This is a genomic window from Sphingobacterium sp. UBA7253 (genome assembly GCF_002472745.1).
Lineage (GTDB): Bacteria > Bacteroidota > Bacteroidia > Sphingobacteriales > Sphingobacteriaceae > Sphingobacterium > Sphingobacterium siyangense.
This window is the reverse complement of sequence record NZ_DKSP01000159.1, coordinates 1-12,102: the sequence shown is the minus strand read 5'-3', so window position 1 is coordinate 12,102 and position 12,102 is coordinate 1. Positions and strand designations below refer to the sequence as shown.

The following is a 12,102-nucleotide window of genomic DNA, read 5'->3' as shown; positions in this document are numbered from 1 at the left end:
ACTAAAGCCTGCCGATATTGAGGAAGATTGATTATAACTCATGGATCTGTATGAAACATAGTTGCTCCTAATATTTTTCGGATAAACATTATATTTATCATAACTGAATCTAATAAAATTATTATTTAAATCTTCAATTCGATAGATCATCCACGAGGATTTCGACATACCAAACATCTCAGTCCCATTTACTTCTTCGATATATCTGTCTCCTGTAGAATTGTCTGTTCCAAAAAAATATTTGATACCAGTATCACTTATCACTTTAAAGCCTTTAATATCATTCGCAACTATATCAATCTCTATCTTATATAAGCGGCTACCGCTCATTACAATGGGCTGACGGCTAACTGGGTCAAGGATAAATTGTCCGCTACCCTCAGGAGTAATATAAGAAAAGATATCGTAATCAGCATCCCAGTTCTTTCTACCAAATTTTGATGGGTAAACCTGATTGCTATTGACAAAATTTGCCAAAAATCTATCTCGCAAAAGGTTATTGGTATATAGAACATTTAAAGAATCTTGAAATGACGAGAAAAATGTAGTAGACTCATCAGGAAACCCATTTATTTCGCGGCTAACCCTATAATTACTGGAAAGAATCCATCCCAGACCAATCTCACCGATCGATTCATCGTATTTTATTCCGTCAGTTTTATAATTTAGTCCTACACTTAGTTTAATATCGCCATTCTTTAAATCGGTGAAGGGAATAGAAATATCTACATTACCATAACTGTTAGAAGCAGGCAGACTATGGTACTGAATGAATTTTTCCGATGTTGGAGAAGGCGGCACAATAATATTTTGCGACCATCCTCTATTAAAAAAACATAATATAGCTACGGTAAAAGTGAAAAAATTTTTTAACATACCTCTTTTCATATTCAAAGTGTTTCTTTTCATGGTTAATTTTGGCTTTTAAACAAAAAGAAACAAGTATTTTCAATGATTCTCTTTGTTCGACAACTTGAAAAATAATTATCTTTTTAAAGATAAAAAAACTTTCAAAATTAAAGTGTGAAAAATACATTTATTTATTAAGATCAATTGAATTGACACCTCCCTATCTATCCATATTTGACGAAAAAAGTCCCGTAGATAATTTTCGGATAGTATTAAAAAGTAAACGAATTTGTCTCCAAATCAAACGTGTTATTTTTATAAACAAAAAAAGCCATCCAAAAATTGGATGGCTTTCTTAACACCTTTGTATTAAAGCTTATTTGATAATATCACGTAAACCTAGACCTTTAATGATCGCACGGTAACGGTTGATATCTTTTTTGTAAAGATAAGCTAATAATGAACGACGTTTACCTACTAACATTTGTAGGGCACGTTGTGTACCGAAATCTTTTCTGTTTTTTTTCAAGTGCTCAGTTAAGTGAGCAATTCTCTTAGTGAATAAAGCAACTTGACCTTCAGTAGATCCTGTGTTTGTAGCTGATCCAGCAAATTCTGCGAAGATATCAGCTTTGTACTCTTTACTTAAATACATTTCCTGAATAATATTAAAGCGTTAAAAATTTTATTAATTGGCTGCAAAGATAGCAAAAATCTTCGGTTTCCAAAATAATTTAATAAGCAAAGGTTCAGCTACTACTAAACCTTTATGTAGATTTTCTTCTTGTCCAACCAATAGCAGATTACCCACATCAACGTTAAGAAACATAGCGAATAAACAAAAGAACCAACTTCTGGTATCCCAGGCACTTTCGCACAAACATATTTATAAAACCAGGCAAAAGCGTCGAGGTATTTTTGTGTACCATCCTCTTTTACGCCATCAGGAATACGGAACAATCCCAAAAAGCGTGGTAGAATACCGCTCAATACAAAGATGAATAACGGATTTTTACCAAAAACATCAAAAAACTGTGTCAATTTATTTTTCACCCCCTGCACTTCAATAAACCAGATCATACCACCTAGTGTCATGGTTGCCAAACCTGTTGTATAGAGCACATAGGAACTCGTCCATATTTTTTTATTGATCGGAAAACCCAAGGCCCATATCCAAGCCAATACGACCAAAATAAATCCGGTCACAAACATTCCCGCCAGCAATTTAAAATGAGGCTCACTAGAGGCCGGCACTTTCGTCCACAGCCAATCCACCTGACCTTGCTTTTTAATAAATACACCAACTAAATAGCCAAAGACAACTTGAACAATTGTCGGCAAGGTACTCATCAGCCCTTCAGGATCAAATGGCACCCCCTCCCCTTTGTAAACATGCGGCAAACCTAGGATTGCTATATCATACTTTGTACCGAACCAGCCCTCCAAGCTATAGGGATCTGCTCCTCCGGCTATTGCACAGATTGCCCAATATAACAACAGTATGATTGCCGAGATCCAGATAATCGTTTTTTCTTTAAAATAATAAGCTAAAATCGAAGCAAAACAATAAGCGACTGCGATGCGTTGGAGCACACCGAAAATCCGAATTCCCCGGCTCGGATCCGTTCCGTCCACCCATTGTTTAAAAACCAGCTCCGCACCATCCCATTTCACAAAAGGCCACCAATTGATGAAAAGTCCAATCGCAAAAATCAAGATCGTCCGTTTAATTACTTTTTGCCAAAATACTGCAGGTCCTGCCTCCTGTAAACGAGGTATAACAAAAGACATGGCATTACCTACTGCGAAAAGAAAAAAAGGAAAAACGAGGTCTGTAGGTGAACATCCATGCCATTCTGCATGTTTTAGCGGTGCAAACATATGAGCCCATGTCCCCGGATTATTAACCATAATCATCAGTGCCACAGTAGCTCCACGAAATACATCCAAGGAGTAATAGCGTTGTTTCATAATCAGATTGTATAATTAAAAGGTAAATATAACGTATTTGCCCTTCATTTTTATGCGTAATCCACAATTTAATGGCATAAACAGGAAAACTTAGCGACAACCTTGTTACAATAACAAACGTTTGCATGGGCTTATTAGTCAAAAAAGGGATACTTTTTAAAATTGTTTAAAAAGTATTTGGAACTTACTTTCTTTTTAATATATCTTTAACAAAAGTTTAACCAACTTTATGAATTGTACCAAATACCAATGGAAAAAGATATACTGAAGAACCTATATTTTGATTCAACGCTGTCCATAGCAGAGTTGGTAAAAAAGCTTTCGAAAAGTACGCCATCCATTACCAAGGTGATCAATCGTCTTTTGGAAGAAAAGATCATTGTTGAATGTGGGTTTGCAGAATCTACTGGCGGAAGACGACCTATTCAATTTGCACTCAACCCGTCCCTGGATTTCCATATATTGACGATCTCTTGTGATCAGCATTTTTCGACATGCACAATTACCGATTTAACTCAAAAGACAATATTAGAGCATAGGGATATACCGTTAGACTTAAATTCCGAAGAGTCTTCAGAGCTCCTTTTATCCGAAATTGACCGAATTTTAGCATCTTCAACGATTTCATTAGATCGGATTATAGGTATTGGAATTAGTATGCCTGGTTTTGTTAATTCAGAATTGGGCGTCAATGAATCCTATATCAATACGCATCCTTTGTATGAAATAAAAAGCAGGATTGAAAAAAAATATAAACTGACAACAATCATAGAGAATGATTCTCGCTGCATAGCCATTGCAGAGAAAGAATTTGGGGCTGCGAAATACATCGAGCACTCACTTATTATTAATCTAAACTGGGGAGTTGGATTAGGAATTATCATTAATGGAACTGTTTTTAAGGGCGAATCAGGTTTTGCTGGAGAATTTAGCCATATCCCTCTTTCCGACAACAACACCTTATGCTCCTGTGGTAAACGGGGATGCCTTGAAGTTGAAGCATCATTGGATGCCGCCATTCGAAGTACGGAGAACGATATTCAAAACAATGAGTATTCGATTTATAGTACGTTTGTAAAGAGTAATCTAAACAAAATCGATGCACTGATCGAAGCGACTCATGTTGGAGACCAAATTGCGATTAACAATATCGGAAAAATAGGTTACATGCTCGGCAAAGGCATATCAACGCTCATCCATATTCTTAATCCAAAACAAATCATTGTCAGCGGAAGAGGTGCAGAACTCGGGAGAATTCTGAATCCTCAAATACAAATTGCCATTAATGAATTTTGCATCCCTGAAATTGCAAAAACAACACAGATTCAAATGTCAGAATTGAACAAACATGCTCAAATAAAGGGTACTGCAGCTATCGTCGTGGAAAACCATATCAACAGAATCCTAACTAAATAATTATTTATAAATTAAACACTTAAAGATGAGTCTATTCTACAAAAAAACAGCTGGATTAGCTTTGTGCACACTCTTCAGTGCAACATCGCTATTTGCACAGCAAGGCATTTCTGGAACAGTTTCAGATGCCAAGGGGCCAATTGCAGGTGCTACTATTTCCGTAAAGGGAACAAATAGAGCTACCCAGTCGACTGCAAGTGGGGCATTTAATATACAAGCTGCACAAGGCGAAACATTACGTATTTCACTAATAGGCTATAAACCTCAGGAAATTGTGGTGGGAACAACTAAAACGATTAATGTATCCTTAACAAGCGATGAATCGACTTTGGGAGAAGTGGTCGTTACAGCAATGGGAGTTAAACGTGAAAAAAGAAGTCTTGGTTATTCATTTCAAGATATACAAGGTACTGCATTGACGGATGCCAGAGAAAACAACATAGCCAATGCACTAGCGGGCAAGGTTTCCAGTCTTCAGGTTGTTAAAGGTTCAAACGGACCTTCATCATCTTCGAAAATTATTCTTCGCGGATTCAATTCCATTACTGGAGACAACCAACCATTAATCGTTGTTGATGGTGTACCTATGGATAATTTTGCGGGAGCCAAAAACAATGATTTCTGGAATCCATCAGCCGATATGGGAAGTGGATTAGGAGACTTAAATCCGGAAGATATCGAGAGCATGTCTGTCTTAAAAGGTGGTGCTGCTTCTGCGCTTTATGGATCACGCGCTTCAAACGGTGTTATTTTGATTACAACCAAAAGTGGTAAAGCAAAAGACGGTGTTGGAATTTCTTATTCGACCATTACCGGTATTGAAAACATCTTTATGACGCCAAAGCTACAGAGTGACTTCTCTCAAGGCGATGGTGGAGTATACGGTAAATTAGCTACAGGATCTTGGGGTGAAAAGATAACAGGGCAGGAAGTTGAGTTATGGAATGGTACGAAAACAAATTTAAAAGCCTACGATAATATCGGTAATTTCTTCAAAACAGGATTCAATACCACCCAGAACATCAATTTTCAACAGGCAGTTTCCGAAAAAGTCAATGTATATTCGTCAGCGACTTATTTGCATGATAACAGCAAATCTCCCGGCCAAAAATTAAACCGCCTGAATTTAATTAATAGAGTAAACGCCAAATTTGGTCAGCGTAATCAGTGGACTACTGACGTAAAGGTACAATACATGCGTAATATGGCCTATAATCGTGCAGTTGGCGGTGTGAATGGAGGTAATTATTATTCACAGTTGTTAACTTTCCCAAGAAGTTTGGACATTACGCAATTTAAACCTGGAATGGATGAATTGGGTGTGAAACAAAGTTGGTATTTGGAAGATTCAGGAATTAACCCTTATTGGGCTGCTAACAACAAGTTAAGTCGTGATACCCGTGATCGTTATTTGATGAACGCTACTGTAAAGTACGATTTTAATGACTGGTTAAGTGCAGATGTACGTGTGGGTTCTGATAACTATTCGACGAAATACGAAGATAAAACATATACAGGATCTCATATAAACAATTCGTATGGCACAGGTACAGACAAGTTTTATGAGAACAATTATATCGCAAGTTTACAGGCAAGAAAAGACAATCTATTCGGTAAATGGGGTGGTAGTGCCGCAATCTATGGACAGATCATGGACCGTAGCCGTACTTCTTTAAGTGCAAGTGCGGGCAATTTAAGGGTACCTAATTTATTTACTATTGGCAACAATATTGGCAATCCCGGTATTACTGAAAGTATAAATAGAAAACAGATTAATTCCATTTATGGTAACATTGACATCAATTATGATAATATTTGGTATGTTAGTTTCACTGGAAGAAATGACTGGACATCCACTTTACACCCAAATCATAACAGTTATTTTTACCCTTCTGTAAGCACATCATTTGTCATCTCCGACCTGATCAATAAATCTGGAAGCATGCCTTCTTGGTTCAACTTTGCAAAGGTGAGAGCATCTTATGCAAGAACAGGTCGCGACATGGACGCGTACCAATTATATAATACTTATATTATTGGTAATGACCCTAATAATAATACAACTGCATCCAAACGAGATGTTCTGTATGATGAGAACGTGGTTAATGAACTGCAAAAATCAATTGAAGTAGGTTTAGAGACTAAATTTTTCAACAACCGAATTGGCTTGGATTTAACATATTATAAAAACAACTCAACAAATCAATTGATTGACATCCCAATGAACAACCTATCTGGATATAGAGCTTTCAAAGCCAATGCAGGTAATATTCTTAACGAGGGATTTGAAATCACATTAAACGCCGATGTAATCAGAAAAGAGAACTTTAGATGGAATCTGAATGCCAATGTTTCTCGCAATTTCAATAAAATCCTTGAATTACACCCTGAATCCAAACGTATGACATTGGGCGGCTATGACAATTTCGCAATATATGCAGCTGAAAACCAAAGATATGGCGCTATTTTCGGAACAAAGTTCCTACGTGTTGAAGATGCAAACAGCCCTTATAACGGACAACTTATCCTAAGCGGTACAGGTTTACCACAAGCGAAATCTAACGAAGCAGAGCTTCTGGGTGATCAGACTGCACGTGCCCTCGCTGGTATCACCAACTCTTTCACTTATAAAAACTTCGGACTAAGTTTTCAAATCGATGGCAGATTTGGCGGAAAATTCTTCTCAGGAACACAGCGTGCACTACAAGCTAGCGGTTCTTCTGCCGAAACAGTTGTTAACGGAAGTCGGGATAAATTTGTTGTTGATGGAGTTATCCTAAAAAATGGTGCATACGAAAAAAGTACTGTCGCAGTTACGCCGCAAGATTACTGGACAACTGTATCTGGAGCTAGTGGCAACTTAGGTATTACTGAACAAAATTTATATAATGCAACCAATGTTAGGATTAGAAATTTGCAATTAAATTACTCTATCCCTAAAAACCTATTGAAATCATCTATCGTTAAAAATGCAAAAGTAGGTGTATCAGTCAATAACTTAGCCATGCTAAAAAGTTACGCAAATGGGGTAGATCCAGAATCCACTTATGCGATGAGTTCAAACGCTGTTGGATTTGAAAATTTATCATTTCCAACCTCACGTTCTTATTTCTTAAACCTATCTATTGGCTTCTAATCTGAATTATCATGAAAAATACACTATCAAAAATAGCGCTAGCAATATTATTAGGAAGCGCAGCTACCTCTTGTACAAAGCTTGAGGATATTAATATAGATCAAACTGCTGCAAATGATCAGCAAGTCAAACCAGAATATTTTTTGAACAACTCCATTATCGGAGCGCAACAAGATCCTGGATTAGCTGAACGTTTATTTATTTATTCCTGGAAAACCGCTGCACACCAGCAATACTTTAATTTCATCAATATAGGACAACAAAGTGATGACTTTAATTCACTCTATTGGTCGAGTATTTCCGGTTGGCTGAATAATGCCAATGCAACCATCGAAATTGCAGATAAGAAAACACAAAATGGTACTGCTGCAGTTTACAATCAAAACATGATCCAAGTGGCCAGAATTTGGAGGGCATACTTATTAAGTGAATTAAGTGACAATTTTGGACCAATACCGACTAAGGGGTTTCAAGGAGTCAATCCACAGTTTGATTCTGTAAAAGACGTTTATTATTATCTATTGACTGAATTAAAAGATGCTCAATCGAAAATCGATCCAGCTGTCAGCAATTCGGGTATTGAAAACTATGATGCCGCTTACGGTTTCAAATGGGACAATTGGATCCGCTATGCGAATTCAATGCGTATGCGTTTAGCAATGCGCTTATCAGAGGTTGATGCAACGAAAGCAAAGACTGAATTTGAAGATGCTGTTAAAACGAATAAATACATTGAAACAGCTGCACAAAATTTCGGCGTACAGGAAAAAGACGGTTGGGATCCACTGACAGGTGTAATGAGCCGTTCTTGGAATACACAACTACTATCTGCTACATTAAACAATATATTTATCGGATTGGGTGGTATCAAAACTGCGGATCAATTTACGGAAACCGAAGTTGTAAGCAAAATCAAGAACGAAGACGATTTTGGTATCCGTTACCTGGATAACTTCTCCACGATGTCAAATGACCCAAGCCAAGGTTATTACTTAGATGGGATTCCAAATAAAATGGATCCAAGAGCGTATAAAGCTTTCTTTATTCCAGGTCATACATCCGACCCACAATATTGGACCGATGCTAGCAATCAGGATGCTCAAATCAAAAAACCAGATGGCACAACCCTAAATTTCAAAACTTCATACACATGGAATGCGTTTACTTCAGGTACATGGGGGGCTAAATCGTCAAACATCGTGCTTAGAGCACAAAATGGTCGTATTCCAGGCATGATCAAAAAGTTCAGAACAAGCACGCAGAAACGTTTGTTCTTCGCTTCATGGGAAAGTTATTTTTTGATTGCTGAAGCAGCTTTGAGGGGCTGGAACACCCCTATATCTGACAAAGTCGCCTATGAAAAAGGTATTTCAGAAAACTTTAACTACTGGGAAGTATCGTCTTACCTCGGTCAATACTTGGCATCAGAAAACTACAACCGCGTGGGAACTTCAGTAAAATATGATCATACAGCGGAGCCTGCTGCGACATTCACTGTCAAATACAAAGACGGTTATACGAATGCTACAGGAACTGCCACAATCAAGTATCCTGAAAATACGATCTATAAAAATGGGTCAATCAAGAATGATAAGTTGACAAAAATTATTACTCAAAAATATATTGCCTCATTTCCATACTTATGCCTTGAGGCATGGAACGACCAACGCCGTTTGGGTCTTCCTTTCTTTGAAAATCCTGCTGTCGAAACGGCCATCGCAACAATGCCACAATTGACAAGTGCAAATTACACAAAAAACCAAGTAGATTTCTTTCCGCAAAGAGCGAGCTATCCTTCATCATTTAGAAATGCTGATCAGGCAAATTATGATAAAGCGGTATCCTTATTAGGTGGATCAGATGGTGTATTTACACCCCTATGGTGGGCCAAACAAAAATAATTTCTTTATAACACCAGAAAAGCCGGCCTTGAGCCGGCTTTTCTAGTTTACAACAATATTGATCAGTATATTTGTTACAATAACACTTATTATTAATTCAAAAGAAGCACTCCATTCCCTTAAAAATAAAGAATCTATCAAATTCTTTTTAAATTTTTTAAAAAGATTTTGGAACTTAAAAGAAAGTATCTATATCTTTATTTATAAACTAAAAACAAACACAGAAAAACTCAACTGCAGCACACCTAAATTAAGTAGAGCAATTGAGCTAAAAACCAACTACCAATGATATTAAAAAGTATAATATCATTATTGAAAAACATTAAAAACCAAATAATTACTCATTAATGAAGCTTAAATAGAAATGGTCGTAGAGATTTTAAGGAATTTGTATTATCGGCCTATGCAACCGATTGCAGATATTGCGAACTCACTTTCACGAAGTATACCTTCTGTCACCAAACAAATCAACGAACTTCTTTCAAAGAATATCGTAGTTGAGAAAGGTTATGCTGCATCGACAGGTGGAAGAAAGGCTATGCAGTATATGATTAATGAAGATTTAAGCTATACAATCGTCAGCCTATCTATCGATCAATTCTATACAGCAATTACCTTATCAAACCTTAAAGGGGATATTATCTCATCGTTAGAAAATCTTCCAGTCGATCTTAGAGATTCTGATGCAGCAAACGTACTATTAAAAACTGTAGATCGCTTTTTTTCTTTAAATAATATTGATTTAAAACAGGTTATCGGCATAGGGATTAGCATGCCAGGTTTTGTCAATTCAGAAACAGGGCTAAATGAATCCTACAACAGTGATTCCGCTTTATATAATATAAAGGAACTCATCGAACAAAAGTTTAACGTGCCTGCAGTAATTGACAACGATTCACGTTGTGTCGCCTGGGCTGAAAAAAAATTCGGGAATGCACAAGATTCCTCGCACTCCCTTGTCATTAATCTTAATTGGGGGGTAGGTTTGGGTATTCTTATTAATGACGACATCTTTAAAGGAACTTCTGGTTTTGCTGGTGAGTTTAGCCACATCCCCCTTTCCGATGAATTAACACTATGCTCTTGCGGAAAGAGAGGGTGTTTAGAAGTGGAAGCCTCTGTGAGCGCTGCCATCCGAAATATTGAAAAGGATATAAAAAACGGCGAATACTCTATATATGAAAAACTCGTAGAAGAATATGACAACAAAGCTGAAGCTCTTATTGAATCCGTTCAAATTGGTGATCAGATCGCAATCAATAATATTGGAAAAATTGGGTACTTATTAGGTAAAGGAATATCAACGTTGATACATATTCTCAATCCGAACAAAATTATCATCAGTGGTCGTGGAGCGGAAATCGGTTATATCCTTGCGCCTCATATCCAAGTTGCAGTAAATGAATACAGCATTCCTAAAATATCGAAGAAAACAAGCATTGAGATCTCCGACCTGCACAAAAGAGCGCAGCAACTCGGCACAACAGCATTAGTCATAGAAAAATACATCACAAACATTATTAACTAACGTTTTACACAAATACCTAAAACATGAGTCTATTTTACAAAAAAACTGCAGGATTGGCGTTATGTACACTTTTCAGTGCTACATCGCTTTATGCGCAGCAAAGCATTTCTGGAATAGTTTCAGATGCTAATGGACCTGTCTCTGGCGCAACAGTTTCTGTTAAGGGAACAACCAGAGGTACTCAAACGGGCGCCAATGGGGCTTTTACAATTCAAGCTTCACAGGGTGAAGTCTTACGTGTATCCATTGTCGGATACAAATCCCAAGAAATAGTCGTTGGTTCCTCAAAAACGATAAACATTAAATTAACAGAGGATGCTTCCAACCTGGAGGAAGTTGTTGTTACTGCTATGGGTATTAAACGTGCTCCAAAGGAGCTTGGTTATGCCATGAGCACGGTCGACTCTAAAGAGTTAACAAAAACCGGTTCACCGAACTTTGCGGGGGCATTGTATGGTAAAGCACCGGGTGTTCGTATTTCTGCTGCACCAGGAGGTGCTACATCGGGTATCAACATCAATATTCGTGGAACGAACTCAATTACAGGAAATTCTCAACCTCTAGTTATCATAGATGGGGTACCAATGCGACAAACCTCTTTTAACAATTCTGATTACTGGGGTGACCAACGCGCTAGAGGAAATGGTTTAGAAGATCTCAACCCGGAAGATATTGAGAACATCAGCATTCTAAAAGGTGCTTCTGCGGCAGCTTTGTATGGGTCAGAAGCCATGAATGGGGTTGTATTGGTAACAACCAAATCTGGAAAAGGAGGGAAAGGATTTTCTATCGATTTCAATGCCACATATACGCACGATAAAATTGCTTATCTACCTAGATTCCAAGATGTCAGAGGACCGGGCTATACAAAGGCCTATCAAAACAGTGGACAAGCAGACGACATGTTTTTCTACTATGACAATAGCCTAGCAATTAATGGCGTGACGCGGGGCGTACTTCCAGCAACAGTAAACTTCGGACCTAAATTTGACGGCAAAGATATTATCTCTTGGGATGGTGTTGTCCGTCCTTATTCAGCACAAAATTCGTACAATAAATTATTTAACAATCCGAACAATACGTCTTTCAATTTAGCCCTTGGTCATACGACAGAAAACTCAAACACAAGATTTTCAGTCACACGTCAAGATAATCAGATGACTGCGCTGGAGTCCTCAAACAAAAAGAATATTGCAAATTTAAATTCCTCGTTTAAACTTTGGAATAAATTAACAACAGACGTGGTGGTTAATTATGTGAATCAACATACACATAACAGACCACTTGCGTCCTAAACGTTT

General features: G+C 37.5%; 8 protein-coding genes. 5 read left to right on the top strand and 3 right to left on the bottom strand.

Going from position 1 to position 12,102, the window contains the following annotated elements:
- The 3 genes from B2X72_RS16420 to B2X72_RS16410 form a co-directional block, all read right to left on the bottom strand.
- Positions 1-909 (bottom strand): hypothetical protein (locus B2X72_RS16420; protein ID WP_286850734.1); only part of this gene is annotated, 909 nt, incomplete at its 3' end.
- 316 nt (positions 910-1,225) lie between these two features.
- Positions 1,226-1,504, bottom strand: coding sequence for a 30S ribosomal protein S15 (rpsO, locus tag B2X72_RS16415; RefSeq protein ID WP_046674145.1), 279 nt, complete (start codon positions 1,502-1,504; stop codon positions 1,226-1,228).
- Positions 1,505-1,608: 104 nt separating this feature from the next.
- On the bottom strand, positions 1,609-2,820 hold the full coding sequence (locus tag B2X72_RS16410) for an acyltransferase family protein (protein ID WP_286775226.1): 1,212 nt from the start codon (positions 2,818-2,820) through the stop codon (positions 1,609-1,611).
- A gap of 249 nt (positions 2,821-3,069) precedes the next feature.
- On the opposite strand from B2X72_RS16410, the gene B2X72_RS16405 reads away from it, so the two are divergent.
- The 5 genes from B2X72_RS16405 (at position 3,070) to B2X72_RS16385 (ending at position 12,096) form a co-directional block, all read left to right on the top strand.
- Complete coding sequence (locus tag B2X72_RS16405) at positions 3,070-4,236, top strand: ROK family protein (protein ID WP_286709402.1); 1,167 nt, start codon at positions 3,070-3,072, stop codon at positions 4,234-4,236.
- A gap of 25 nt (positions 4,237-4,261) precedes the next feature.
- The gene (locus B2X72_RS16400; RefSeq protein WP_286709401.1) at positions 4,262-7,372 is read left to right on the top strand and encodes a SusC/RagA family TonB-linked outer membrane protein; all 3,111 of its coding nucleotides are present in this window, start codon (positions 4,262-4,264) and stop codon (positions 7,370-7,372) included.
- An 11-nt stretch (positions 7,373-7,383) separates the two neighbouring features.
- A complete protein-coding gene (locus B2X72_RS16395) occupies positions 7,384-9,273 on the top strand; it encodes a SusD/RagB family nutrient-binding outer membrane lipoprotein (protein WP_286850732.1) in 1,890 nt (629 codons plus the stop codon).
- Positions 9,274-9,676: 403 nt separating this feature from the next.
- The gene (locus tag B2X72_RS16390) at positions 9,677-10,801 is read left to right on the top strand and encodes an ROK family protein (RefSeq protein ID WP_159332730.1); all 1,125 of its coding nucleotides are present in this window, start codon (positions 9,677-9,679) and stop codon (positions 10,799-10,801) included.
- Between the two features lie 23 nt (positions 10,802-10,824).
- A complete protein-coding gene (locus tag B2X72_RS16385; protein ID WP_286850730.1) occupies positions 10,825-12,096 on the top strand; it encodes a TonB-dependent receptor plug domain-containing protein in 1,272 nt (423 codons plus the stop codon).
- The last annotated feature ends 6 nt before the right edge of the window (positions 12,097-12,102 follow it).

Excerpts from the sequence above, each read along its gene's own strand:
- B2X72_RS16405 (WP_286709402.1), top strand. The coding sequence starts at position 3,070 with ATGGAAAAAGATATACTGAAGAACCTATATTTTGATTCAACGCTGTCC.
- B2X72_RS16395 (WP_286850732.1), top strand. The coding sequence starts at position 7,384 with ATGAAAAATACACTATCAAAAATAGCGCTAGCAATATTATTAGGAAGC.
- B2X72_RS16390 (WP_159332730.1), top strand. The coding sequence starts at position 9,677 with ATGCAACCGATTGCAGATATTGCGAACTCACTTTCACGAAGTATACCT.
- B2X72_RS16410 (WP_286775226.1), bottom strand. The coding sequence starts at position 2,820 with ATGAAACAACGCTATTACTCCTTGGATGTATTTCGTGGAGCTACTGTG.
- B2X72_RS16400 (WP_286709401.1), top strand. The coding sequence starts at position 4,262 with ATGAGTCTATTCTACAAAAAAACAGCTGGATTAGCTTTGTGCACACTC.
- B2X72_RS16385 (WP_286850730.1), top strand. The coding sequence starts at position 10,825 with ATGAGTCTATTTTACAAAAAAACTGCAGGATTGGCGTTATGTACACTT.
- rpsO (WP_046674145.1), bottom strand. The coding sequence starts at position 1,504 with ATGTATTTAAGTAAAGAGTACAAAGCTGATATCTTCGCAGAATTTGCT.